The sequence below is a fragment of the Curvibacter gracilis ATCC BAA-807 genome (genome assembly GCF_000518645.1).
GTDB classification, from domain to species: Bacteria; Pseudomonadota; Gammaproteobacteria; order Burkholderiales; family Burkholderiaceae_C; genus Curvibacter; species Curvibacter gracilis.
The window spans coordinates 110,166-135,811 of the sequence record NZ_JADZ01000023.1 but is presented as its reverse complement, the minus strand read 5'-3'; the positions used below and the strand labels follow the sequence as shown (position 1 = coordinate 135,811).

Genomic DNA, 25,646 nt, shown 5'->3' with positions numbered 1-25,646 from the left:
TAAGCTAACTGATACTAATTGCTCGTGCGGCTTGACCCTATAACTTTGAATCCAATTCAAAGTCTGGTTATGCCAAGACGCAATACAAAAAATTGAGCGTAAAGCTACTGATTCCAAACTCTATGAATTCGCCAGGCTGTTGATCTCCAACAGCCCAGCACCAAGTTATGCCTGATGACCATAGCGAGTTGGTCCCACTCCTTCCCATCCCGAACAGGACAGTGAAACAACTCCGCGCCGATGATAGTGCGGGTTCCCGTGTGAAAGTAGGTCATCGTCAGGCTCTTACAGCCCTCAAAACCCCCTCCAGGCAACTGGCGGGGGTTTTGTCTTTGCGGAATCGAAAACCCATTGAATTCCTCATCCTCAGAATTCAATTCCTCTGCACACCTCCCCACGCGCCTCCTCACAGCCTCAGCGCCTGAGCGTACCCCGTCAGCTCCACGTAGCCTCGGCCCAGCAGGCACCCTTGCGGGTCAAATGAGCCAAAGCAGCTTGGACTCGTCGCACGTATTCGTTCCATTGCCCATTGGGATGTGCGTGAGTCCGTTTCAAATCCCCCATCGAGGCTGCAAGACACGATGGGTCTTGGGGCAGGGTGCGCATGACCAGAACAGGCTCTCCAAGATTGGGACTAGCGCAAGGGCTCGGCCAGCTCACAACTCAGCACCTTCAACCAGAAAGCGCACCCTGCGCACCCCTTGCCATTCGTCTGCATCCAGTCGGAACGCGAGCTTCACCCGCTTGGGCAATGGCTCGGTGTGCCCAAACCAGATGCCATCGACGGCATCGCCCTGGTGTTTCAATTTCAGCGCCAGGTGCTTTTCACCCACCAGCCTTTGCGAGACGATCTCCAGTTCTTCGCTGAAGGTGGGAGGGGCAAAGCCTTGCCCCCACACTTCGCGATGGAGGGTATCCACCACATCAGTGCGACGGTACTCGGGAGCCAGGGGGCCATCGGTGTCCAGCCGCCGGGTCAAGGTGGCCGCATCCAGCCACTCGTCTGCCACCTGGGCCAATGCTTGAGAAAAGGTTTCAAAGTGGGCGCGCGGGATTGAACAACCCGCAGCCATGGCATGTCCGCCAAATTTCAACAGCACGCCTGGATGCCGCTTGGCCACCAAATCGAGCGCATCGCGCAGATGGAAGCCGGGGATGGAGCGCCCGGATCCCTTCAGTTCATCTTCCCGGCCTGGCGCGGCGCTGGCCGCAAACACGAAAGTGGGGCGGTGAAGCTTGTCCTTGATGCGAGAGGCCACGATGCCGACCACGCCTTCGTGGAAATCAGGATCGAACACGCTGATGGCAGACGGCGCAGCCTGCCCTTCTTCAAACAGGGTTTCGGCGATGGCGAAGGCCTGTTCGCGCATGCCACCCTCGATGTCGCGTCTCTCGCGATTGATGCTGTCAAGCAGTTTGGCCAGTTCATCGGCCCGCCCCGGGTCATCGGTTACCAGGCATTCGATACCGACCGTCATGTCAGACAGCCTGCCCGCTGCATTGATGCGGGGCCCCAGCGCAAAGCCAAAGTCAAAGGTCGTGGCCTTTCGTGCATCCCGCACGGCGGCTCTGAACAATGCCTCGACGCCGGCGGGCATGGCGCCAGCTCGGATCCGTTTGAGCCCCTGCGCCACCAGCCGCCGGTTGTTTTCATCCAGTTTCACCACGTCGGCCACCGTACCCAGCGCCACCAGGGGCAGCAGGTCATCCAGCTTGGGCTGGGGGCGATCGGCATAGGCCCCACGGCGTCGGAGTTCGGCGCGCAGGGCCAGCAAGACATAAAACATCACGCCGACCCCCGCCATCGATTTGCTGGCGAAATCACATCCCAGCTGATTCGGGTTGACGATGACCTGCGCATTCGGTGTGTCGGCGGCAGGCAGGTGGTGATCGGTGATCAAGACCTGCAAGCTCAGTTCTCTGGCGCGCGCCACACCTTCCATGCTGGCAATACCGTTGTCCACCGTGATCAACACGTCGGCGCCCATGGCTTTCACGCGCTCGGCAATGGGCGCGGTGAGGCCATAGCCGTCAATGACACGATCCGGTACCAGGTAGTCCACCCGCGTTGCGCCCAAGGCACGCAGCCCGCGCAGGGCCACCGCGCAGGCTGTGGCGCCATCGCAGTCGTAGTCCGCCACGATGCACAGGCTCAGATTGGCTGCGATGGCGTCAGCCAGCAGTTGCGCCGCTTCCTGAGCGCCTTTGAGGGTATGGGGTGGCAGCAGGTGGGCCAGCCCGTCGTCCAGTTCCTCCTTGCTCTGCACACCGCGCGCAGCATAGAGCCGGGCCAGAAGAGGGTGGATGCCGGCCTGCTCCAGCGCCCAACAGGCGCGCGGAGGAATGTCTCGTTGAAGGATTTTCATAGTGATGCCAGGGCTTGCCTGAATGTGTTTGAGCCCTGCCACTGTCCCGCCAGCTTGGACAGCCAACCATTTCTCGGGCCGTGCCAACTCTGCAGGGCCAGTTCACCGCACAGCGTCAGCTCGACGCCCATGCCTTGTCGTGCGGCCCTGAGCCATTCGGCCACAGGCCCCGCGTCCAATCGCTCCCATGTCGCAGCCCAGGCACCCCAATCGCCCACCAAGGCGGGTTGGCGCAATTCATCCACCACTTGTGGCAGCACCTGGGGGGCCTGCCATCCCTGCGGAAGGGCGCCACAGCCACTGATCCAGAAAGAGTTGATGGCTTGTGCGCCGCGGCCTTGGCGAGCCTCGCTGAAAGCATGGGTGTACAAGAGCATCTGGGTTTCGGTCTGCAGACGCCTGAGCTGATTGGCGGACGGGCCCTGGGGCATCCAGGTGTCAATCGAGCGCCCGATCACCCGGTCCAGGCTGGCCGCGCGCAATGGGCGAAAGACTTCACCACTTGCCAGCCAACGGTCCGGGCTGCGGTAGTGCAGTTCGATGCCGTCGTCCTTGAAGAACGGCGCCAGGATGTCGAGCAGTGCCCGTGATTCGGCCTCGTCCAAGCCCAATGCCCGCGGGTCGCTCATGGCGATGTGGCTACTGCCCACCTGCCAGTGGCAGGGGCTGATCCAGGCCCAGGCGTGTTCCCGTGTGCCTGCGCCCAGGCATTGCAAGGCGTCCCAAGCAGCCCAAGGTGTCGGGGTTGCATCCAACGATTCCCCTTCGGGCAAGCCCAGGGCCTGGGCCAGGGCACATTCATGGGGCAGCGCGGGGCTGTCTTCGTCCAGGGGGCGCCGGGCTGCAGGGCTGAGCAGGCGGCTCAACTGAAGCAGGTTGGGAAGCGCCAACTGGGCAAGCGCCTGATGACTCCCCTCTGCGGAGCAATGGGCGTACGGCACGATGAGCCGCAGCGTTTGGCTGGCGATATTCGGTTCTGACATGGGGTGTATTGTCCGGGATGCCACAATCTCGGCTCCATGCAAATCCCTTACGAATTGGCCTTGGGCTGGCGATACACCCGCGCCGGCCGCGCCACCCGGCGCAACGGCTTCATCTCCTTCATCTCCGGGGTCTCCATGCTGGGCATTGCGCTGGGCGTGGCGGCCCTGATCATTGTCCTGTCGGTCATGAACGGCTTTCAGAAGGAAGTCCGCGACCGCATGCTCAGCGTGGTGGCTCACATCGAGATCTTCACACCCCAAGGCGATGCGCTGCCTGACCCCTCCCGGACCTTGCAAGAGGCCAGGCGCCACCCCGAGGTGCTGGGCGCCGCCCCTTTCATCGCGGTGCAGGCCTTGCTGGCTCGCGGCGAGACCATGAAGGGGGCCATCGTGCGCGGCATCGACCCGCAACGCGAACCCGAGGTGGCCGACCTGGACTCCGCCCTCAAGCAGGAGGTTCTGCAACGGCTGGTGCCTGGGCAGTTCGGTATTGTGCTGGGCGCCGATCTGGCCCGCAGCCTGGGTGTTCGCACCGGCGACCCGGTGACCTTGATCGCGCCATCCGGCCAGGTCACACCCGCAGGTGTTGTGCCTCGCCTCAAGCAGATGACCGTGGTGGGCACCTTCGACTCCGGCCACTATGAGTACGACTCCACCCTGGCCATGCTGCACATGGAAGATGCCCAGCGCATCTTCCGCCTGGAGGGGCCGACCGGTATCCGGTTGCGCATCCGCGATCTGCATCAGGCCCGCGAAGTGGCCCAGCAACTGGCTGGCAGCCTGAGCGGCGATCTGTTGATCAGCGACTGGACACGCCAGAACAAAAGCTGGTTTGCCGCGGTACAGCTTGAGAAACGCATGATGTTCATCATCCTGACCTTGATCGTGGCCGTGGCCGCCTTCAACCTGGTCAGCACCCTGGTCATGACCGTCACCGACAAGCGTGCCGACATCGCCATCCTGCGCACCCTGGGGGCCAGCCCGGCCAGCATCATGGGCATCTTTGTGGTGCAGGGCGCCATGGTGGGCGTGATCGGTACCTTGGCGGGTCTGGTGCTGGGCCTGGCCATTGCCTGCAACATCGATGTGATCGTGCCCGCCATCGAGCAGGCCTTTCATGCCAGCTTTCTGCCCAAGGATATCTACCTCATCAGCCGCATGCCCAGTGATCCGCAGCAGGGCGACATCCTGCCCATCACCCTGATCTCGCTGTTGCTGGCTTTCGTGGCCACCCTCTACCCCAGCTGGCGAGCCAGCCGAGTCAACCCTGCCGAGGCCCTGCGCTATGAGTGATCCGACCCCCTCCAACCCCGTGCTGCAGGCCCGGGGCCTGAGCAAGCGCTTCACCGAAGGCCGGCTCGATGTCCACGTGCTGCAAGGGGTGGACCTCAGCATCCAGGCCGGCGACACGGTGGCCATCGTGGGGGCGTCCGGTTCGGGCAAGAGCACGCTGCTGCACCTGCTGGGCGGGCTCGATGCCCCCAGCGCCGGCGATGTCAGCCTCATGGGCCAACCCTTGTCGCAACTCGACCCCGCCACCCAGGGGCGCTTGCGCAACCAGCACCTGGGCTTCGTCTACCAGTTCCACCACCTGCTGCCTGAATTCAGCGCCCTGGACAACGTGGCCATGCCCCTGCGCATCCGTCGCGAGGCCGCGGCGGTTTCTTCCGAGGCGGCGCGCCGCATGCTCGAGGCCGTGGGCCTGGCCGATCGCTTGCACCACCGGCCGGCAGAACTCTCCGGTGGCGAGCGCCAACGCGTGGCCATCGCCCGGGCCCTGGTGGCCCAACCCGCCTGTGTGCTGGCCGATGAGCCCACGGGCAACCTCGACCGGGGGACCGCGGAGCAGGTCTTTCAGCTGATGCTGCAACTGGCCCGTGATCAGGGCACCGCCTTTGTCATGGTCACCCACGATGAAACGCTGGCGGCCCGTTGCGCGCGCCAGATGCGCCTGGTCCGGGGTCGCCTGGCCGAGGAACGCACGGGCCAGGCCACGGGGGGGCCTGCATGACGCTGGATTGGCTGGACTTCGACTGCAGCGAAGACACCGATGAAGCCGTCACCTTCGATGCCATGGCCTCGGTCTGGCCCGAGCAACAGCCCCTGGTGCTTGCCGAGGTCGCCGCGGTTCTGACTTGGGCAAGACAACACTTCGGCCCTGAAAGGCCCATGGATGAGGGTGGCGAGTGGGATGTGGATCTGCAGGCCTGGTGCGAGACCCAGCCTGCAAGCAGTCTGGCGGTCGACCTTCATGCGCCCGGGCTGCTGGTTTCGGACGATTCATCTGCTGACGAACGGGTGCGTCGCACCATCACACTCTCACTGAGTGGCAGTGCGAGCTTCGCAGCGGCCCTGCGCCAGCAATTCAATTTGTGAAACGCACTGCGGCCTGGTGCAGGTCGCGGGGGGCATGGACCTGGGCGCATGGCCCATGCGGCATCTCAGGCTGCGGCGGACAAGGCGTCTGGCCCACCATGGGCGGTCACCGACGGGGCCGTCTGGGCCGGTTCGGGTGCTTCTTGCGCCTGGGCCCTGTGGGCCGCACCTTGAGCGCGGAGGCTCACCGTGACCACGGAGGGTGCCTGCCGTATCAGCGGGGCGTGCAGGTTGATGGGTGCGTCAGGCCGGATGCGGAGTCTCAAGATGTTCATGGCGTAAAACGTGGGGCCTGCCTCACCCGTCACCCCCGGGTGAGCGCGGTCATGACGCAGGAACACGTGCCTCCATGGTCTGCTCTTCACATCCGGGCGATCTCCGGAAAAGAGGGGTGATTGCCCCGCAGTTTGCGGCTTTGAGCCGGCATCCAAACTGAGCACCTCTTATGCTTATCGGCTGCTGAGCCAGAGGCTTGACCCCTGTCGCTTATCCGTTCATTGACAGTTCACATTCACCAGCGAGAGCTTGCCGGCCACAATGCTGCCGCTGCCATTGCTCACGCTGCATTGGCCTTGCAGAGGCTGCTGCACCACCGTCACCTGGTAGGGCGTGCCGGCGGGCAGTGAATTCTTGAACTGGAAGAAGCCGTTCTGCGTCAGTACCAGCGACATGCCATTGCTCGCCAGCGTCACGCTGGTACCCGCTTGCAGCCCAGACAGGTTGCCGCCCAGCGAGGGCCCGGTATCGCAGGCCACCTTGACGCCAAACACGCCATCACCTCGGCTGTTCACCTTGCCGCTGCCATTGCTCACGCTGCAGGTCACGCCCGCAGGCTGGGTGAGCACACTCACGCTGTAGCGGTCACCAGCCTTCAGGCGGGTGTCAAACCGAAAGTCGCCATTGCGCGTCAGCGTCAAATCGTCACTGGCATTGTTTTGCAGCACGATCTGCTGGCCACTGGCCAGCCCGCTCAGCGTGCCGCCAATCGGGGCGTCGGAGCCCACGCCATCACAGGCGCTCAAGAGGGCGCTGCTCAAGACGAAAAGGCCCCACAGGGGCCAGGAGTGTGCTTTTTTTTGGGGTGGCATGGGCCAAGTCCTCTGTGTCGGTGAGAGCCCGCCCCAGGATCATCAGGAGCGGGGCGGCCGGTGTGGCAGCCGCGACAAGGTAGACATCAACCCCAGGGCGACGGGGCTGGATGCACAAAAATCAAACAGTCTCGCGCCCGGGGGCAGATCAGTGGCCCCCTCGCAGACCTCAGCGGCTCATCACCGAGCGCAGCACCTGGGCCAGTTCGGCCGGGGCAAATTTGGCCACATAGGCGTCGGCGCCCACGCTCTTCACGTGATCCTCGTTGGTCGTACCGGACAGCGAGGAATGGATCACCACCGGCAGGCCGCTGAAGCGAACGTCCTGCTTGATGTTGCGCGTGAGGGTGAAGCCGTCCATCTCCGGCATTTCCAGGTCGGTCAGCACCAGGGCCACCTTGTCTCGGATGGTCAGGCCTTCCTTGCGTGCATCGGCTTCGATGCTTTGCAGCGTCTCCCAGGCTTCCTTGCCGCTGCGCGTCATCACAAAAGGGGCCCCCATGGCTTCCAGACTCTTCTCCATCAGCGTGCGGGCCATGGGCGAGTCGTCGGCGGCCAGCACCACGCTGCCAGGGCGCAGGTTCAGCGAGGGGCCGATGGTGCCGGGGTTCACTTCCTGGTCGGGCGTGGGGCTGACGCGGCGCTGGATGGCTTCCACGTCCAGCACCTGCACCAGGCGGGTGTTGTCCACATCGCCGTCCAGGCGGGCAATGCTGGTCACCATGCCCGAGGCGGCATTGCCCTCGGCCGCCAGCACCTGGGTCCAGTCCAGGCGCACGATCTCTTCCACCGCTTCCACCGCAAAGGCGATGGTGTGGCGCGCAAACTCGGCCACCAACATGATGTTCAGGCCGGTCACCGGCTGGCACCCCACGATGAAGGGCAGATCGATCACCTGGATCACCTGACCGCGCAGGTTCACCACCCCCAGCACACCCTTGGCGGCACCGATGATGGCGGTGATCTTGGGCATCTCCACGATCTCGCGCACCTTGAACACATTGATGCCGAACAGCTCAGACTTGTCCCCATGAGCATCCTTGCCCAGGCGGAACAGCAGCAGCTCAAACTTGTTGCTGCTGGTCAGATTGGTGCGCTCGTCGATCTCTCGTTGGGCTTCTGAGGTCATGGCGATTTCCACTTGTGACAAAGAAAAACACAGTCTAGCCCCAACTTTGCGCCGCTGGGAGCCAGAGTGGTGGCTTGTCTGGGTTTCGCGGCCCGGCTTGCGCTGGCTCAGGTGGCAACAGTGGGTTTCAAGCCACGCGGCCGAACCAGACTAAGGACAAACCCGTAGCCAGCAGGACCAGCGCCGCCGCCGCCAAGGCCAACAAGGCGCTGATCTCGGTCTCGTGTGTCTCCAGTGTCAGCCGTGAACTCAGGTTTTCATAGACCTGGTGCAAGGCCTCGGCCGAGGCCGCATGAAAGTACTCCCCCTGGGTGCGTGCCGCCACCGCCTTCAGCGTCTCCTCGTCCAGCCGCACCCGCATCGACCAGCCTTCGAAACCCACCGTCTCGCCGTCCACCGTGCCCACCCCCACGGTGTACACGCGCACCCCACGCTCTGCCGCCAGCCGGGCGGCCTCCAGAGGGTCCACCCCGGTGGTCCTCTGGCCGTCCGTCAACATGATGATCGCGGCCGAGGTGTAGGAGCCCGCAGGCACGGGTTGCCACGGCGGCGGGCTGGCGGCCCCTCGGCTGCCCAGCGGGGCCGCGGTCACGGCACCGGCCCCACCGGGGCCGTCTGCGCCCCAGCGCGCCAGGTCAATGCCCGCCTGCGGGAACAGTGTGGCCAGCGCCACCACCAGTCCATTGCCGGTGGCGGTGCCCCGCTGCAGCTGAAAGCCCTCGATGGCCTGGAACAGGTCCTCGTGGTTGCGGGTGGGCGCCTGGGCCAGCTGGGCGCTGCCGGCAAAGGCCACGATGCCCACGCGCACCTGCCGGGGCAGGCTGTGGATGAAGGCCTTGGCCGCCTCCTGGGCCGCCACCAGCCGGTTGGGTTTGACGTCGGTGGCGCGCATGCTGCCCGACACGTCCATCACCAGCAGCAAGGTCTGTTGTTCGCTGGGCAGGCTGATCCGGGCCACGGGCCGCGCGGCAGCCAGCAACAGCACGGCCCAGGCCAGCAGCAGCAGGGTGGGCGGCAGGTGGCGGCGCCAGCGCCGACCCGGCCCCATGGCCTGTTGCAACAGCGCCAGCCCCGGGTAACGGAGGGTGGCGGTGCGGCGGCGCTGCAGCCACACGTAAGCGGCCACGGCCAGCGGGCACAGGGCCAGCAGCCACAACATCTGAGGCCACAGAAAGCTCATGCGGCAGCCTCCTGTGGCAGAGGGGGAAGGGGGGGCTGGGCGGGCAGGCCGCTGCGCAGCCGCACGAAGCGCCGCAATTCGCCCACCCAATCCGCCGCCGTGCTCAGCGCCAGCGCATCCACGCCGGCGCGGCCAAAGGCCTCGCGCAGGCGGGCATCGCGTTCGGCGGCGGCCTGGGCAAAGCGCGCGCGCAGGGCGCGGTCGCGGCTGTCCACCCACAAGGTGGTGCCGCTTTCGGCATCCCGCAGATGCAGCAGGCCCAGGTCCGGCAGGGCCTGTTCCAGGGGGTCCAGCAATTGCATGGCCACCACATCGTGCCGCTGGGCCAGGCGGCCCAGAGCGGGCTCCCAGTCGGTCTGCTCCTGGAAATCGCTCAGCACCAGCACGGTGGAGCGCCGGTGCAGCGTCGCGCCGGCCCGGTGCAGTGCCCGAGCCAGGGTCTGGTTGCGGGTGGCTTTTTCAGGGGGTGAACTGGCGTGCAGGCTGCCCGGCACCCGGCTCAGGGCAAGGCGCAGCTGTGCCGCGCCCTGCCGCCCGCCCAGGGCGCGCGGGCTTTGGCGCAGGCCCTGCGGGCTGTGTTCATGGAAGGTCAGGGCCCCCACCCGGTGGCCTTGGCGCAGCCAGGGGGTGGCCAGGCCCCAGATCAGGCTGTGCGCCAGGGCAGCCTTGCTGAGCTGGCCTGAGCCGAACTGCATCGAGCCGCTCTGGTCCAGCACAAACCAGGCGCTCATGTCGCGCTCTTCATGGAACAGCCGCACATGGGGGGTCTGCAGGCGGGCCGTCGCGTTCCAGTCGATGTGCCGCACCTCGTCATGGGGCTGGTATTCGCGCAGGTCCGCCAAGTCCAGGCCGCTGCCGCGCAGCAGGCTCAGGTAAGGCCCGGGCCGCCAACCGTGCAGGCGCTTCAGTGCAGGCCAGTCCAGGTTCAGCTGGGCAGGCCCCGGGCTGGCCGGGTCGGAGGGCTCAGAGCGAGCTGACGGCCGGGGCGTCATGTTGCAGCACTCGGGGTGGCGGGCTCACACGGCCCATCAGACGTTGGATCAGGCTGTCGGGGCTGTGCCCTTCGGCCAGGGCTTCATACGACAGGGTCAGACGGTGGCGCAGCACCTCGGGCACCAGGTCCGTCAGGTCTTCGGGCAGGGCGTAGCGCCGCCCGCGCATCAGAGCCAGGGCTCGCGCCCCTTCGGCCAGCGCGATCGTGGCCCGGGGGCTGGCCCCGGCGCTCAGCCAGGCCTGCAGCTCGGGCAGGCCGTGCCGGGCCGGCTGCCGGGTGGCCGACACCAGCCGCACCGCGTACTGCAGCAAGGCCGGGTCCAGGTACACCTGCCGGCAGGCCGCCTGCAGTGCCACCAGGGCTTCCATGTGGGCCACCGGCTGCACGGCCACCGGCGGGGCCATGGCCCGCTGCACGATGGCCAGCTCTTCCTCGTCGCTCGGGTAGCCGATGTGCACCTTCATCATGAAGCGGTCCAACTGGGCCTCGGGCAGGGGGTAGGTGCCCTCGGTCTCGATCGGATTCTGGGTCGCCATCACCAGAAACGGGCTGGGCACCCGGTGGGTCTCGCCGGCCAGGGTGACCTGGCGCTCCTGCATCACCTCCAGCAGGGCGCTTTGCACCTTGGCGGGCGCCCGGTTGATCTCGTCGGCCAGCAAGAGATGGGTGAACACCGGGCCCAGGGCGGTGCTGAACTCCCCGTTGCGCGGGTTGAACAGCCGGGTGCCCACCAGGTCGGCCGGCATCAGGTCGGGTGTGAACTGGATGCGTTTGAACTGGCCTTGCAGCGTCTGCGCCAGGGTCTTCACCGTGAGGGTCTTGGCCAGGCCGGGCACGCCCTCCACCAGCAGATGGCCCTGGGCCAGCAGAGCCACCATCACGCGCTCCAGAAACCGGTCCTGCCCGACCACCACCCGCTTGACCTCGTACAGGATCTGTTCCATCAAGCTTGCGGGGTCGGTCCCGGGAGCCATCTCGGGTGGGGGCGGGGCATTCATGGGTGGGGTCCTTGGCCTGGCGGATGGGTTCAGAAAGGGGGCATGCCGGCGGCAGTGGCGGCGCTCTCGATCGGCACGGCAAAGCCGATGCCGATGAAGGTCTTGGCCGTGCCGGGGTTGAGGATGGCGGTCACGATGCCCACCACCTCGCCCTGGGCCGTGAACAGGGGGCCACCGGAGTTGCCCGGGTTGGCCGCCGCATCGAACTGGATCATGTGGTTCAGGGTGTGGCGCCCCTGGGGGGACTCGAACTCGCGGTCCAGCCCCGACACCACCCCGGCCGACACCGAGGGCCCGATGCCGTAGGGAAAGCCGATCACGCCCACCGTGTCGCCCAGGCGCAGGCTGGTGCTGCTGGCCAGTGTGGCGGCCACCAGATCGTCGGGGATGCGACTGGCCTGCAGCACGGCCAGGTCCTGCTCGGGTCGGCTTGCCACCAGGGTGGCACTGGCGCTCAGGCCGTCGCTGAACACCAGGCCGATGCGCTCGGCCCCCTTCACCACATGCAGGTTGGTGAGGATCAGGCCGCTGTCCACCAGCACCACGCCGGTGCCCACGCTGGTCTCATGGTCCTCGCCGCCCCGTGTGCTGCCCTGGTGTGCGGGCCGGCGGCCCCGCTCATGACCAAAACCCATGACCCGCACCACCGAGGGCGCCACCCGATCCACGGCCTGCGCCACCGGCGAGCGCAGGGCTTGGGTCTCCAGGCTGTGCCGTACCGCGGCATCGATGTCCTGCTGCGTCAGGGCTTGGGGCCGGGTTGCCAACTGCCACCCCAGCAGCAGGCCGGCCAGCAGCAGGGCGGTGGCGCCGATCCAGGCCCGCGCATGGCGGCGCCAGCGTGGGGGTTGCGACCGGGGCGCTGGGGCTGGGGGGGCTTCAAGCGGGCGTTCAACCTGGTGTTCAAGGGGGCGCGCAGGGGGCTCGGTTGTCGGCGGTGCGGGCCGCTGCAAAGACGCGTCTGCGTGGGCAGGCGGGGGCGACTGCTCCGCTGCAGCGGCCACGGGCCGGGGTGGGATGTACAAGGCGGGCCTGCGCATGGGGTCACCTGTGTCCTGGGGCGTCGGCACGGCGTCGGCGCCTGGGCAAAACCTTAGCATGCTTTGCCGGTGGCTGCACGGCGTGCGCAGGCGGACAGGCCATGGCGCTTCAGGCATCATCGGGCCCATGTTGTTCTGGCTAGACACCCATTGCCACCTGGATGCCCCCGAGCTGGCTGCCGACGTTGACCTGGTGCGCCAGCAGGCCCGTGCCGCCGGGGTGGGGCACTGCGTGCTGCCCGCGGTCGCGGTGGCCCATTTCGAGGCCGTGCGCCGCCTGGCCCACCGGCATGGCGACAGCTACGCGCTGGGCATCCACCCCTTGTACACCCCCCAGGCGGCCGACACCGATCTGGACCAACTGGCCCAGGCCCTGCAGGCCGCGCAGGCCGACCCACGCCTGGTGGCGGTGGGCGAGATCGGGCTGGATGGCTTTGTGCCGGGGCTGGACATGGTGCGCCAGCAGCATTTCTACCGGGCCCAGCTGCGCCTGGCGCGCCAGTTCGATCTGCCGGTGATCCTGCATGTGCGGCGATCTGCCGACCTCTTGCTGGCCGCCTTGCGCTCGATCGGTGGAGGCGGAGCCGGCGCCTGGCGGGGCATCGCCCATGCCTTCAACGGCAGCTTCCAGCAGGCCGAGGCCTTTGTGCACCTGGGCTTCAAGCTGGGCTTCGGCGGGGCGCTCACCTACGACCGGGCCCTGCAGCTACGGCGTCTGGCCGCCGAGCTGCCGCTGGAGGCGCTGGTGCTGGAGACCGACGCGCCCGACATTCCGCCGCATTGGCTGTACCGCACCGCGGCCGAGCGCGCCGCGGGCCTGCCCCAGGGGCGCAACACGCCCGCCGAACTGCCCCGCATCGCCGAGGTGCTGGCGGGCCTGCGCGGCCTGCCGTTGGCCGAACTGGCCGAGGCCACCACGCGCAATGCCTGCGCGGCCTTGCCCCGGCTTGGGCCCTTGCTGGCCGGGTCGGCACCATGAGCGAGCGCCTCACAGGCCTGCCCCCGGTGCTGGGGGCGGGCACCCGGCTGCTGGTGCTGGGCAGCTTTCCGGGCGCCCGTTCGCTGGCCCAGCAGCAGTATTACGGCCACCCGCAAAACCAGTTCTGGAAGATCCTGTCCACCCTGTGGCAATGCGATCTGGTGGCGCTGAGCTACCCCGAACGCCTGCAGCAACTGCAGCAGCGTGGCCTGGGCTTGTGGGATGTGTACGCCTCGTGCGAGCGTCAGGGCAGCCTGGACAGCGCCATCCGCAACCCCCAGGTCAATGACCTGGCCGGCCTGCGCCAGCGTTGCCCCAGCCTGTGCGCCATTGCCCACAATGGGGGCGAGAGCTTTCGCCATGCGCGGCACACCCAGGCCCTGGGCCTGCCGGTGTGGCGCCTGCCCTCCACCAGCCCGGCCAATGCCTCCCAGACCCTGGCGCACAAGCTGGCCGCCTGGCGCGAGGCCTTCGAAGCGGCTGGGCTGCTCTGAGCGGGCGAGCGGCCTGAGCTTCATGCGCCGGGCCGGCCTGCTACAGTGCTGCACCGTTTTTCACCCGCACCGCCATGGCCCGCAGCAAATCCACCCCCACCCCCGTCGAACTGCCCGAAGTCAATTTCTCGGACTGGGACGGCGTGCGCAGCCTGCACCTGGGCACCGAATGGATCCAGGGCACCATGCTGATGGACGCCCCCTACGACATCGAGCTGGAGTACGTGCAGCGCATGATGGCCTGGCTGCTGTTCACCGATCCGGCCCGCCTGACCCGCTTCCATGCCATGCAACTGGGCCTGGGCGCCGGCACGCTGACCAAGTTCTGCCGCAAGAAGCTCAAGGTCACCACCACCGCCATCGAACTCAACCCCCAGGTGCTGCATGCCTGCCGCGGCTGGTTCAAGCTGCCCCCCGACGACAGCAAGCTGCGTGTGGTGATTGCCGACGCCGCTGAAGAGATCCGCAACCCCATGTGGCACGGCGTGGTCGACGCCCTGCAGGTCGACCTGTACGACCACGAGGCCGCTGCCCCGGTGCTCGACAGCGCCGAGTTCTATGCCGATTGCCGCCAACTGCTCAGCGAAGACGCCTGCATGACCGTCAACCTGTTCGGCCGCTCCTCCAGCTACGAGCGCAGCGTCGAGAAGATGGCCGAGGCCTTTGGTGCAGACGCCATCTGGGCCTTCAAGCCCACCCGCGAAGGCAACACCGTGGTGCTGGCCCAGCGCACCCCCTCGCGCCCCAAGCGCGAGGTGCTGATGGAGCGCGCCGAACTCATCCAGAGCCGCTGGGGGCTGCCGGCCACCAAGTGGCTGCGCGTGTTCAAGCCGCTGGTGTCGCGCCGCGCCTGAGATCCTGGGCTCCGCCTGGGGGCGAGCCGCCGCAACGGCTTTGCAAAGGCTTCGAATCAGCTTGGTGAACCGGCACGGCATCGGTGCCCCGGGTGATCGATGGGCGCGGTATGCTGGCGGGTGTGCCGCCAAGCCTGGCGGAATCACCGGACCCCAGTCGCCATGAGTGCCACCGCGCCCCCTTCCGCCAACGCAGCCAGCGCCACCCCCTCGGCCAGCCTCGCCATCCCCTACATCGGTCTGCTCGACTGGCGCCGGGTGGTCGACTGGCTGCGGGCCGACGGCGTGATCTCGGCCGAGCAGGCCGAACGCACCGTGGCGCGCTGCTCCCAGGCCGAAAGTGCGCAACACCCCCTGGTGCGCCTGGCCAGCGTGGCCATGCAAAGGGCCTCCAATGGCCGCCCGCTGGACCTGGAGGAGCTCACCCAGTACATCGCCGGGCGCGCCGGCATCGAGTACCTGCGCATCGACCCCCTGCGCGTCGATGTGGGCAAGGTGTCCGAGACCATGAGCGCCGCCTATGCCGAGCGCCACCGCGTGCTGCCGGTGCAGATCACCGCCAGCGAGGTGGTGGTGGCCACCGCCGAGCCCTTCGTGACCGACTGGATCAGCGAAGTCGAGCGCCAGTCCCGGCGCCGGGTGCGGCGCGTGGTGGCCAACCCGCTGGAGATCCACCGCTTCACCGCCGAGTTCTTCGCCCTGGCCAAATCGGTGCGCGCCGCCCAGAAGGCCGGCGCCAACAACAATGCGGCCAGCTTCGAACAGCTGGTCGAGCTGGGCCGCAGCAACAAGCAGCTCGATGCCAACGACCAGGGTGTGGTGCGGGTGGTCGACTGGCTGTGGCAATACGCTTTCGACCAGCGTGCCAGTGACATCCACCTGGAGCCTCGGCGCGAGCAGGGCGTGATCCGTTTCCGCATCGATGGCGTGCTGCATTCGGTCTACCAGATGCCCATGGGCGTGCTCAACGCCATGGTGGCCCGCGTCAAGCTGCTGGGCCGCATGGACGTGGTCGAGCGCCGGCGCCCGCAAGATGGCCGCATCAAGACCCGCAACCCGCGCGGCGACGAGGTGGAAATGCGCCTGTCCACCCTGCCCACGGCCTTCGGCGAGAAGATGGTGATGCGCATCTTCGACCCTGACACGGCGGTCAAAGACCTGGACGCCCTGGGCTTCTCGGCCCACGATGCCCAGCGCTGGGAGCAGCTCACCCGCCGGCCCCACGGCATCATCCTGGTCACCGGGCCCACCGGCTCGGGCAAGACCACCACGCTGTACTCCACGCTCAAGCGCATCGCCACCGACGAGGTCAACGTCTGCACCATCGAAGACCCGATCGAAATGATCGAGCCCGCCTTCAACCAGACCCAGGTGCAGCCCCAGCTCGATTTCAGCTTTGCCGAGGGCCTGCGCTCGCTCATGCGGCAAGACCCGGACATCATCATGGTGGGCGAAATCCGCGACCTGGAGACCGCCGACATGGCGGTGCAGGCCGCCCTCACCGGCCACCTGGTGTTCTCCACCCTGCACACCAATGACGCGCCCTCGGCCATCACCCGGCTGATGGAGCTGGGCGTGCCCCCTTACCTGCTCAATGCCACCGTGCTGGGCGTGCTGGCCCAGCGCCTGGTGCGCACCCTGTGCCGCCAGTGCAAGGAGCCCGACGAGTCCTTCAGTGCCGACACCCTGGCCGACTTCGTCAAGCCCTGGAAGATCAATGCCAGCGGCGGCTACCGGCCCTACAAGCCGGTGGGCTGCGTGGACTGCCGCATGACCGGCTTCATGGGCCGCATGGGCCTGTACGAGCTGCTCTCCATCAGCGAGGCCTTCAAGGACCGCGTCAGCCGCGAGCCCAGCCTCGATGCCTTGCGCCGCCAGGGCGTCAGCGACGGCATGCGTCCCCTGCGCCTGGCCGGGGCATTGCGCGTGGCCGAGGGCCTGACCACGCTCGAAGAAGTGCTCAGCACCACCCCCCCTCTCGATTGATCTGGCGCCGGCGGTGCCCGTCGCCCGCCGCTGGACAGGCTGCTTTGCTACCCCTGGGTAGGGTGGGTTGCGCTCGTTTGTGCGCGTTGTGGCGTTGCTGGGCTTGAGTCAATTTGGGTTTTCCCTTGGATATGGGCCTTTCTGGCCCACCGTTGCTCCAGATTTGAGCTGCGTCAGTGACTCGGTAGGTGATATCCACATCTGACAGCTTGATGAAAGACACCACAATCGCGCAGTCGAAAAATTCTTTCGAGGAGATACTTCGTGAAAATCAAAAGTCAGAAAGACTTTTTTTCCGGCCTCATGTTCATGGTGGTCGGTGTCGCGTTCGCATGGGGTGCCACGACTTACAGCGTGGGATCTGGTGCGCGCATGGGCCCGGGGTACTTTCCCCTCATGCTGGGCATCTTGCTGGCGCTGATCGGCTCCGTCATCACCTTCAAGGCGATGGTGGTCGAGACCGAAGGCGGCGACAAGATCGGTGCCTGGGCCTGGAAGCCCCTGTTCTTCATCCTGGCCGCCAACTTCGTGTTCGGCATCCTGCTCGGCGGTCTGCCCAGCATCGGTTTGCCGCCCATGGGCATGATCCTCGGCATCTACGCCCTGGTCATCATCTCCAGCCTGGCGGGCAATGAGTTCAGCCTCAAGGGTGTGCTCGGTCTGTCCACCATCCTGGCCATCGGCAGCTACCTGGCTTTCGTGGTGCTGCTCAAGCTGCAGTTCCCGGTGTGGCCCAGCTTCATCACCGGCTGAGCATTGAGGAGTACAAAAAATGGATTTGCTGAATAACCTGGCGCTCGGTTTTGGCGTTGCCTTCACGGGCCAGAACCTGATCTACGCTTTCGTCGGCTGTTTGCTGGGCACCCTGATCGGTGTGCTGCCCGGCATCGGCCCCGTGGCGACCATCGCCATGCTGCTGCCCGCCACCTACGCGCTGCCCCCGGTGGCCGCGCTGATCATGCTGGCCGGCATCTACTACGGTGCTCAATACGGTGGCTCCACCACCGCGATTCTGGTCAACCTGCCGGGCGAATCCTCGTCGGTGGTGACCGTGATCGACGGCTACCAGATGGCCCGCAAGGGCCGTGCGGGGCCGGCGCTGGCGGCAGCGGGCCTGGGCTCGTTCTTTGCCGGCTGCGTGGGCACCCTGATCCTGGCCGCCTTCGCGCCGCCGCTGACCGAAGTCGCCTTCAAGTTCGGCCCGGCTGAATACTTCTCGCTGATGATCCTGGGCCTGATCGGTGCCGTGGTGCTGGCTTCGGGCTCGTTGCTCAAGGCTGTGGCCATGATCGTGCTGGGCCTGTTGATGGGTCTGGTCGGTACCGACGTGAACTCGGGTGTGGCCCGCTTCAGCTTCGACATCCCTGAACTCACCGACGGCATCGGCTTCGTGGCCATCGCCATGGGCGTGTTCGGTTACGGCGAAATCATCACCAACCTCGCCCAGTCGGACGACGAGCGTGAAGTGTTCACCGCCAAGGTGGAAGGCCTGTTCCCCACGGCTGCCGACTTCAAGAACATGATCCCGGCGGTGCTGCGTGGTACGGCCCTGGGTTCGGCCCTGGGCATCCTGCCCGGCGGCGGTGCGCTGCTGGCGGCTTTCGCGGCCTACACCATCGAGAAGAAGACCAAGCTCAAGCCGGGCGAAGTGCCCTTCGGCCAAGGCAACATCCGCGGTGTGGCTGCCCCTGAGGCCGCCAACAACGCCGGTGCACAAACCTCCTTCATCCCGCTGCTGACGCTGGGCATCCCGCCCAACGCGGTGATGGCGCTGATGGTGGGTGCGATGACCATCCACAACATCCAGCCGGGCCCGCAGGTGATGACCAGCAACCCCGAGCTGTTCTGGGGCCTGATCGCCTCGATGTGGATCGGCAACGCCATGCTGATCATCTTGAACCTGCCGCTGATCGGCATCTGGATCAAGCTGCTGACCGTGCCTTACCGTTGGCTGTTCCCGTCCATCGTGCTGTTCTGCGCGATCGGCGTGTACTCCACCAACAACAACACCTTCGACATCTGGATGGTGGGTGGCTTCGGCTTCATCGGTTACCTGTTCAACAAGCTGGGCGTGGAACCTGCCCCCTTGCTGCTGGGCTTCATCCTGGGCCCGATGATGGAAGAAAACCTGCGCCGTGCACTGCTGCTGTCGCGTGGCGACTGGAGCGTGTTCGTGACCCGTCCGCTGTCGGCCGGTCTGCTGGCGGCGGCCCTGCTGCTGCTGATCATCGTGCTGCTGCCTGCGGTCAAGAACAAGCGCGAGGAAGCCTTCGTCGAAGACTGATCCTGGCCGCCTCCGGGAGCCCGCCCACGGCGGCTCCCTGGCCCCAAGTTCAAACGGCACCTTCGGGTGCCGTTTTTCATGGGCGAAGCGGATCGGGGGAGGCCTGCCTTTGGCATGCGTCACAATGCCGGCTGTCCCGGCCGGGCCGGCCTACCCAGAGAGACGCATGAAGCTGCCCTTTCCCATTTCGCAACATCCCCAGCGCGTGGCGCTGCACAACGAGATCCACGCCCGTCCGCCCGAGGCCTTGCAGGCGCCGCTGGTGATCTCGCACCTGGTCATGGCCTGCGATGCCCGCGAGCGCGAGGCCAGCCGTGAGCACCTGGCGGCCCTGCTGCGCAACCACCACCAGGCCCTGCCCGACGCCAGCACCACCCACCTGCGCACCGACCTGGGCCCCTGGCGCCTGCGCTGGGAGCTGCACACCGAGTTCGTCAGCTGGAGCTTCAGCCGCAGCCTGGAGGTGGCCGACCTGGACCGCGCCGAGCCGCCCACGGCGGTCGGGCTGGCGCCGCAGGAGTGGCTGGCCGGCCTGCCCGGGCGATCCTTCTGCGCCATGCACCTGATCGTGCAACCCGCCTCGGCGGGCGACCCCGAGGAGCGTGTGCGCCGCCTGTTCCATGAGGATTCGCTGGTGGCCTCGCAGGTGGCCGACGGGCACGGTGAGGTCTACACCGATTTCGCCATCCACCCCGATGGCTTCTCGCGCATGCTGCTGCTGGCCGGCAGCCTGTCGCCGCGCCGCCTGGGTCGCCTGGTGCAGCGCCTGCTCGAGATCGAGACCTACCGCATGGCGGCCCTGCTGGGCCTGCCGGTGGCCCGCGAGGCTGGCGCCGCGCTGGCCGTGGTCGACCGCGAGTTGGCCGCCCTGGCCGAATCCATCCGCGTGGCGGCCCGCCGCGACGAACCCGAGCTGCTGGACCGCCTGACCCGCCTGGCCGGCCAGGTGGAAAGCCAGTACGCGCTCACCCACAGCCGCTTCTCGGCCAGTGCGGCTTATTTCGAGCTGGTCGACAAGCGCATCCAGGACATCGCCGAATCGCGCCTGGCCGGCATGCAGACCATTGGCGAGTTCATGGAGCGCCGCCTCACCCCCGCCCGCAGCACCTGCGAATGGGCGGCGCGCCGCCAGGATGCGCTGTCGCAGCGGGTCTCGCGCATCAGCAACCTGCTGCGCACCCGGGTCGAGATCGAGCAGCAGCAAAGCAGCCAGGACCTGCTCACCACCATGAACCAGCGCCAGGGCCTGCAGCTCAAGCTGCAGTCCACGGTGGAGGGGCTGTCGGTGGCCGCCATCAGCTACTACATCGTCGGTCTGCTGGGCTACGTGGCCAAGGGCGCCACCAAGGTGGGCTGGCCCTGGAGTGTGGAGTCGACCACCGCGCTGGCCATTCCGGTGGTGTTGCTGGCAGTATGGTGGTCGCTGCGGCGCCTGCACCACCGCATCGTGGGCAGCGACGGCCACTGAGTCGGCCCGCCTCTTGCAGCGCTCAGTTATTCCTCAGGAGCTTTTCTTGCAACGACGACACCTGCTCAGCCAGAGCGCGGCCCTGCTCACCACGGGGCTGAGTGCCTCCGGCGCCTGGGCCCAGGCGGCCTATCCCCACAAACCTGTGCGCCTGGTGGTGCCTTTTCCGGCCGGCGGGGCCACCGACCTGTTCGCCCGGGCCCTGTCGCAGAAACTGGGCGAGCGCCTGGGCGGCTCGCTGGTGATCGAGAACCGCCCCGGTGCGGGCGGCGCGATCGGCTCCGATCTGGTGGCCAAGGCCGCCCCTGACGGCTACACCCTGCTGCTGGCCACCTCCAGCACGCACTCGATCGGGCCCGCTCTGGGGGCCCGCCTGCCCTATGACACGGTGCGCGATTTCAGCCCCATCGCCCAGGTCGGCAATGCGCCCAGTGTGATGCTGGTGCCCAACAGCTCGCCTGCGCGCAATGTCAAAGAGTGGATCGAGCTGGCGCGCAAGAACCCGGGCAAGCTCAACTACGCCTCCAGCGGCAATGGCACCATCGTGCAGCTCACCACCGAGCTGTTCAAGGCCCAGGCCGGGCTGTTCATCGTGCACATCCCCTACAAGGGCACGGCCCTGGCGATCCCGGACCTGGTCAGCGGCAAGCTCGATGTGCTGTTCGATTCCTTGCCCACCGGCATGCCCCATGTGCGCGATGGTCGCCTGCGTGCCTTGGGCATCACCACGCTCAAGCGCAGCCCGCTGGCACCCGAGCTGCCGCCGATTGCCGATGTGCTGCCCGGCTACGAGTCCACCACCTGGTTCGGCCTGTATGGCCCCAAGGGCCTGCCGCCCGAGCTGCTGCAACGCATCAACACCGCCGCGGGCCAGACCCTGGCCGACCCCGAGGTCAAGGACAAGCTGCAGCGCATGGGCATCGAGGCCGTCACCGGCACGCCGCAGCAGCTGGCCACCATGGTGGCGGCCGACACGGCCAAGTGGAAGAAGATCATCGTCGAGCGCCGCATCAGCACCGAGTGAGGCGGCTGCGGGCCCTTGGGGTCGCACCGATTCAGCGCCTGGGCCCTGCATGGCCCGCGGCCCGGCCCGCCTGAATCCGGTGCATGCACCGCCGGGGTGATCCAGCCAGCGGCCACTGGGGCGGCCTGGGGCCCTTGCCCCCCGTGCAAAGGCGCGGCAAGCCGCGTGCAGCCTGGGTGCATCAAATACATGAAGAGACGGTAAAGGTCTGGCACGTTGCATGCTGCCCCCCTGCATTCCCACCTTTTGAGGAGTGCCTTCCATGCCATCCGCATCCCCTGTCGGCCGCCGCAACGTCTGGGCACGCTGGCGCCGTCTGGCCCTGAACACCGCCGTGGCCTTGAGTGCAGGCAGTGCCAGCCTGGGCCTATGGGCCGAGACCGTGGTGCGCTACGGGATCTCGATGGCCGACATCCCCCTCACCACCGGCCAGCCTGACCGTGGAGCCGGGGCCTACCAGTTCACCGGCCACACGCTGTACGACCCGCTGGTGGCCTGGGAGGCCAACATCGGCAGCCGCCCGGGCAAGCTGGTGCCCGGCCTGGCCACCGACTGGAAGGCCGATGCCAAGGACCCACGCAAATGGACCTTCACCCTGCGCCGCGGCGTCAAGTTCCACGACGGTTCTGAATTCACGGCCGACGCCGTGGTCTGGAACCTCGACAAGGTGCTCAGCGACAAATCACCCCAGTACGACGCCAAGCAGGCGGCCCAGGTGCGCCCGCGCATCCCCTCGGTGGCCAGTTGGCGCAAGGTGGGTGACTACGCGGTGGAAATCACCACCAAAGACGTGGATGCCCTGTTCCCCTACCAACTGCCCTGGTTCCTGATCGGCAGCCCGGCCCAATGGGACAAGCTGGGCCGCGACTGGAACAAGGTGGCCAGCCAACCCTCGGGTACCGGCCCCTTCCGGCTCGACAAGCTGGTGCCGCGCGAACGCGCCGAGCTGGTGCGCAACCCGGGCTACTGGGACAAGGCCCGCCTGGCCCACGCCGACCGCATCGTGCTGATGCCCATTCCCGATGCCCTGACCCGCGCCAACGCCCTCATCAACGGCCAGGTCGACGTCATCGAAACCCCGCCGCCCGATGCGCTGGACCAGCTCAAGAAGGGCGGCTTCAAGGTGGTGAGCAATGTCACGCCTCACGTCTGGCCCTACCACTTCAGCACCTACCCCGGCTCGCCCTGGGGCGACATCCGCGTGCGCAAGGCCGTGAACCTGGCGATCGACCGCGAGGCCATCGTGCAACTGCTCAACGGCCAGGCCTCCGTGGCCCGGGGCCAGCTCGATCCCAGCAGCCCCTGGTTCGGCAAGCCGCACTTCGACATCAAGTACGACCTGCCGCAGGCCCGGGCCCTGATGGCCCAGGCCGGCTATGGCAAGAACCGGCCCCTCAAGGCCAAGGTCATCATCGCGCAGGGCGGCAGTGGCCAGATGCTGTCGCTGCCCATGAACGAGTTCATCCAGCAAAGCCTGGCCGAGATCGGGGTGCAGATCGAATTCGAGGTGGTCGAGCTGGAGAACCTCTACCTGCACTGGCGCAGCGGTGCCAAGGCCGACACGAACGCCGGCAAGGGCATCACCGTCATCAACCTGGGCTACGTCACGGCCGACCCCTTCTACGCCCTGACGCGCTTCATGGACAGCCGCTACATTGCCCCCAATGGCGTCAACTGGGGCGGCCTGAACGACCCGCAGGTGGATGCCACCATCGACAAGATCCGCACCACCTTCGACACCAAGGTGCAGGACAAGCTGCTGGCCTCCCTGCATGAGACCCTGGTCGACCAGGCCCTGATGCTGTGGGTGGTGCACGACACCAACCCGCATGCGCACTCGCCCAGGATCAAGCACTTCGTGCAGGCCCAGCACTGGTTCCAGGACCTCACCACCATCGGGTACTGAGCCCGGCCCGCCCAGCATGTCTGCAGCCCAGCCCGACGCCGGTGCCGCGCTGGCACCTGAGGTGCCCGGCTCGGCCGGTGTGCCGCGCGGGCGCCTGGCCGACCATGTGTTCCGGCGCCTGGCCGATGACATCGTGCTCGGCCACCTGCCCCCCGGCCAGCACCTGGACGAACAGGCCATGGCCGCGCGCTACCAGGTCTCGCGCACCCCGGTGCGCGAAGCCCTCAAGCAGCTGGTGGCCACCGGCCTGGCCGACTACCGGCCCAACCGGGGCTCCATGGTGCGCCGGCTGGATGCGGCCGAACTCGATCTGATGTTCGAGGCCATCGCCGAGCTGGAGTCGGCCTGCGCACGCCACGCCGCCCTGCGCATGACCGAGCCGCAGCGCCAGGCCCTGGCCGAGGCCCATGCCCAGGGGCGCCTGGCCATGCAGCAGCACGACATGGAGGCCTACGACCAGGCCAATCTGCGGCTGCACCAGCTGGTGCTCGATGGCGCCCACAACCCCTACCTGATCGAGGCCACGCGCGCCCTGCGCAGCCGCGTCAAGCCCTTCCGACGGGGCCAGTTCACCCGGCTCGATCGCCTGGTGCAGTCGTACGAAGAGCACAGCCGTGTGGTCGAAGCCATCCTGGCGCACGACGCGCTGGCCGCCCACCGTGAAATGCGGGCCCACCTGCAGGCGGCGCGCCAGGCCACCCGGTTGCTGGCGCCGCAGTGGCGCGATCCCCCGCCGGCGGCATGAACCCTCCGGCGGTGCGATAATTTTTGACTGCCCGGTCAAGCCGGGTCGGCCCGCATCGCCCCCGATTCCTCAACCCCTGCCACCTGCCTGAAGGCGCGAACCCATGAACTTCGATTACGCCAACCCCTACCTCAGCACCCGCCTGCCGGTGTTTGCCCGCAACGTGGTGTCCACCTCGCACCCGCTGGCGGCCCAGGCCGGCCTGCGCATGCTCTGGAAGGGCGGCAATGCGGTGGATGCAGCCGTGGCTGCGGCGGCAGCCATGACCATCGTCGAGCCGGTCAGCAACGGCCTGGGCAGCGATGCCTTCTGCATCCTGTGGGACGGCAAGGAACTGCATGGCCTCAATGCCTCTGGCCGCGCACCCCAGACCTGGACCCCCGACTACTTCAAGGCCAAGTACGGCGCCGAGGCCAAGAACCCACCCAAGCGCGGCTTCGACGCCGTCACCGTGCCCGGCGCCGTGAGCAGCTGGGTGGCCCTGAGCGAGCGCTTCGGCAAGCTGCCCTTTGCCGACCTCATGGAGCCCGCCATCGAGATCGCCGAGCGCGGCTACCTGCTGCCCACCGTGGTGCAGCAGAAATGGGCCGCCGCCACCGACGAACTGCGGGGCCTGCCCGGCTTTGCCGACGCCTTCCTGCCCTGGGGCCGGGCGCCGCAAGTGGGTGAGCTGTTCCGCTTCCAGTCGGCCGCCCGCGGCCTGCGCGCGATTGCCGAAACCAAGGGCCAGGCCTTCTACGGCGGGCAGATCGCCGAAGCCATCGAACGCTTCTCGGCCCGCCATGGCGGCAGCGTCACGGCACGCGACTTCGCCGAGTACCGCCCTGAATGGGTGAAGCCCATCGCCCAGAACTACCGCGGCTACACCCTGCACGAGATCCCGCCCAACGGCCAGGGCATTGCCGCCCTGATCGCCCTGGGCATCCTCGAGAACTTCGACATCGCCTCTCTGGCGGTGGACGGCATCGACTCCCAGCACTTGCAGATCGAAGCCATGAAGCTGGCCTTTGCCGACGTCTACCGCTACGTGGCCGAACCCTCGGCCATGGAGGTCACGCCCCAGCAGATGCTCGACCCGGCCTACCTGGCCTCGCGCGCCAAGCTGATCGACATGAAGAAGGCCCAAGACTTCGGGGCCGGCAACCCGGTCAAGGGCGGCACCATCTACCTGACTGCGGCCGATGAAGACGGCATGATGGTCAGCTTCATCCAGAGCAACTACATGGGCTTCGGTTCGGGCTGCGTCGAGCCCGAGTTCGGCATCAGCCTGCAAAACCGCGGCCACGGCTTCAGCCTCGATGCCTCGGCCCTCAACCCGGCCAACCTGGTGGCCCCGGGCAAGCGCCCCTTCCACACCATCATCCCGGCCTTCCTCACCCAGAACGGCCAGCCGGTGATGAGCTACGGCGTGATGGGCGCCAACATGCAGCCCCAGGGCCACATGCAGACCCTGGTGCGCATGCTGGACTACCGCCAGAACCCGCAGGCCGCCTGCGATGCCCCGCGCTGGCGCTACAACGCCGGGCTGGAGATCAACGTCGAAGCCGCCATGCGTGCCGACACCGTGCAGGGCCTGGCTGAGCGTGGCCACGTGATGGAAGTCATCAACGACTCCTACCAGGACTTCGGTGCCGGCCAGTTCATCTGGCGTGCCGGCGACCCCAAGGTGGAAGGCTATGTGGTCGCCAGCGACCCGCGCCGCGACGGTCTGGCGGCCGGCTTTTGAGGGCGCCCCCCGCCTTGAACCTGCGC

The 25,646-nt window shown here is 67.1% G+C and carries 22 protein-coding genes and 1 rRNA gene; 15 read left to right on the top strand and 8 right to left on the bottom strand.

Going from position 1 to position 25,646, the window contains the following annotated elements; genetic code table 11:
* Positions 1 to 170 precede the first annotated feature (170 nt).
* Positions 171 to 283 (top strand): 5S ribosomal RNA (rrf, locus tag L880_RS0117565).
* Positions 284 to 656: 373 nt separating this feature from the next.
* On the opposite strand, the gene recJ is transcribed toward rrf, so the two are convergent.
* Complete coding sequence (recJ, locus tag L880_RS0117560; protein ID WP_027476789.1) at positions 657 to 2,366, bottom strand: single-stranded-DNA-specific exonuclease RecJ; 1,710 nt, start codon at positions 2,364 to 2,366, stop codon at positions 657 to 659.
* Positions 2,363 to 3,349 (bottom strand): hypothetical protein, encoded by a 987-nt coding sequence (locus L880_RS0117555; protein WP_043329804.1) that lies wholly within the window; start codon positions 3,347 to 3,349, stop codon positions 2,363 to 2,365. Before L880_RS0117555 ends, recJ begins: the two co-directional genes overlap by 4 nt.
* Positions 3,350 to 3,385: 36 nt before the next feature.
* On the opposite strand from L880_RS0117555, the gene L880_RS0117550 reads away from it, so the two are divergent.
* The 3 genes from L880_RS0117550 to L880_RS0117540 are packed head-to-tail and all read left to right on the top strand — an operon-like array spanning position 3,386 to position 5,725.
* On the top strand, positions 3,386 to 4,642 hold the full coding sequence (locus L880_RS0117550) for a lipoprotein-releasing ABC transporter permease subunit (RefSeq protein WP_027476787.1): 1,257 nt from the start codon (positions 3,386 to 3,388) through the stop codon (positions 4,640 to 4,642).
* Positions 4,635 to 5,360, top strand: a complete 726-nt coding sequence (lolD, locus tag L880_RS0117545) for a lipoprotein-releasing ABC transporter ATP-binding protein LolD (protein ID WP_051443392.1) — start codon at positions 4,635 to 4,637, stop codon at positions 5,358 to 5,360. The genes L880_RS0117550 and lolD overlap by 8 nt, the downstream gene beginning before the upstream one ends.
* On the top strand, positions 5,357 to 5,725 hold the full coding sequence (locus tag L880_RS0117540) for a hypothetical protein (RefSeq protein ID WP_027476785.1): 369 nt from the start codon (positions 5,357 to 5,359) through the stop codon (positions 5,723 to 5,725). The genes lolD and L880_RS0117540 overlap by 4 nt, the downstream gene beginning before the upstream one ends.
* Before the next feature lie 494 nt (positions 5,726 to 6,219).
* Here the strand turns inward: L880_RS0117540 and L880_RS32700 are convergent, their stop codons facing one another.
* The 6 genes from L880_RS32700 to L880_RS0117510 form a co-directional block, all read right to left on the bottom strand.
* Complete coding sequence (locus L880_RS32700; protein WP_245615207.1) at positions 6,220 to 6,762, bottom strand: hypothetical protein; 543 nt, start codon at positions 6,760 to 6,762, stop codon at positions 6,220 to 6,222.
* Positions 6,763 to 6,982: 220 nt separating this feature from the next.
* A complete protein-coding gene (locus tag L880_RS0117530; RefSeq protein ID WP_043329802.1) occupies positions 6,983 to 7,942 on the bottom strand; it encodes a chemotaxis protein in 960 nt (319 codons plus the stop codon).
* Positions 7,943 to 8,069: 127 nt separating this feature from the next.
* The gene (locus L880_RS0117525) at positions 8,070 to 9,122 is read right to left on the bottom strand and encodes a VWA domain-containing protein (RefSeq protein WP_027476783.1); all 1,053 of its coding nucleotides are present in this window, start codon (positions 9,120 to 9,122) and stop codon (positions 8,070 to 8,072) included.
* The gene (locus tag L880_RS32695) at positions 9,119 to 10,114 is read right to left on the bottom strand and encodes a DUF58 domain-containing protein (protein ID WP_051443390.1); all 996 of its coding nucleotides are present in this window, start codon (positions 10,112 to 10,114) and stop codon (positions 9,119 to 9,121) included. Before L880_RS32695 ends, L880_RS0117525 begins: the two co-directional genes overlap by 4 nt.
* Positions 10,086 to 11,114 carry an AAA family ATPase gene (locus L880_RS0117515; protein WP_027476782.1) on the bottom strand — a complete coding sequence of 343 codons (1,029 nt, stop codon included), beginning with the start codon at positions 11,112 to 11,114 and terminating at the stop codon, positions 10,086 to 10,088. The genes L880_RS32695 and L880_RS0117515 overlap by 29 nt, the downstream gene beginning before the upstream one ends.
* Positions 11,115 to 11,143: 29 nt before the next feature.
* Positions 11,144 to 12,154 (bottom strand): S1C family serine protease, encoded by a 1,011-nt coding sequence (locus tag L880_RS0117510; protein ID WP_027476781.1) that lies wholly within the window; start codon positions 12,152 to 12,154, stop codon positions 11,144 to 11,146.
* Between the two features lie 127 nt (positions 12,155 to 12,281).
* Between L880_RS0117510 and L880_RS0117505 the strand changes: the two genes are divergently transcribed.
* The 11 genes from L880_RS0117505 (at position 12,282) to L880_RS0117455 (ending at position 25,620) form a co-directional block, all read left to right on the top strand.
* Positions 12,282 to 13,133 (top strand): TatD family hydrolase, encoded by an 852-nt coding sequence (locus L880_RS0117505; RefSeq protein WP_027476780.1) that lies wholly within the window; start codon positions 12,282 to 12,284, stop codon positions 13,131 to 13,133.
* On the top strand, positions 13,130 to 13,627 hold the full coding sequence (locus tag L880_RS0117500) for a DNA-deoxyinosine glycosylase (protein WP_027476779.1): 498 nt from the start codon (positions 13,130 to 13,132) through the stop codon (positions 13,625 to 13,627). Before L880_RS0117505 ends, L880_RS0117500 begins: the two co-directional genes overlap by 4 nt.
* A 74-nt stretch (positions 13,628 to 13,701) precedes the next feature.
* Positions 13,702 to 14,481, top strand: coding sequence for a class I SAM-dependent methyltransferase (locus L880_RS0117495; RefSeq protein WP_027476778.1), 780 nt, complete (start codon positions 13,702 to 13,704; stop codon positions 14,479 to 14,481).
* 162 nt (positions 14,482 to 14,643) lie between these two features.
* On the top strand, positions 14,644 to 16,467 hold the full coding sequence (gene tfpB, locus L880_RS0117490) for a type IV pilus assembly ATPase TfpB (protein WP_027476777.1): 1,824 nt from the start codon (positions 14,644 to 14,646) through the stop codon (positions 16,465 to 16,467).
* A gap of 264 nt (positions 16,468 to 16,731) precedes the next feature.
* Positions 16,732 to 17,220 carry a tripartite tricarboxylate transporter TctB family protein gene (locus tag L880_RS0117485; RefSeq protein ID WP_027476776.1) on the top strand — a complete coding sequence of 163 codons (489 nt, stop codon included), beginning with the start codon at positions 16,732 to 16,734 and terminating at the stop codon, positions 17,218 to 17,220.
* Between the two features lie 19 nt (positions 17,221 to 17,239).
* On the top strand, positions 17,240 to 18,751 hold the full coding sequence (locus tag L880_RS0117480) for a tripartite tricarboxylate transporter permease (RefSeq protein ID WP_027476775.1): 1,512 nt from the start codon (positions 17,240 to 17,242) through the stop codon (positions 18,749 to 18,751).
* Positions 18,752 to 18,917: 166 nt separating this feature from the next.
* The gene (locus L880_RS0117475) at positions 18,918 to 20,219 is read left to right on the top strand and encodes a DUF3422 family protein (protein WP_027476774.1); all 1,302 of its coding nucleotides are present in this window, start codon (positions 18,918 to 18,920) and stop codon (positions 20,217 to 20,219) included.
* 46 nt (positions 20,220 to 20,265) lie between these two features.
* Positions 20,266 to 21,243, top strand: coding sequence for a Bug family tripartite tricarboxylate transporter substrate binding protein (locus tag L880_RS0117470; RefSeq protein WP_027476773.1), 978 nt, complete (start codon positions 20,266 to 20,268; stop codon positions 21,241 to 21,243).
* Between the two features lie 262 nt (positions 21,244 to 21,505).
* Entirely contained in the window at positions 21,506 to 23,149 is a 1,644-nt protein-coding gene (locus L880_RS0117465) for an ABC transporter substrate-binding protein (RefSeq protein WP_051443389.1), read from the top strand.
* A 16-nt stretch (positions 23,150 to 23,165) separates the two neighbouring features.
* Positions 23,166 to 23,894, top strand: a complete 729-nt coding sequence (locus L880_RS0117460; protein ID WP_027476771.1) for a GntR family transcriptional regulator — start codon at positions 23,166 to 23,168, stop codon at positions 23,892 to 23,894.
* A gap of 103 nt (positions 23,895 to 23,997) precedes the next feature.
* Positions 23,998 to 25,620: a gamma-glutamyltransferase family protein gene (locus L880_RS0117455; protein WP_027476770.1), complete on the top strand. Its 1,623-nt coding sequence runs from the start codon at positions 23,998 to 24,000 to the stop codon at positions 25,618 to 25,620.
* The last annotated feature ends 26 nt before the right edge of the window (positions 25,621 to 25,646 follow it).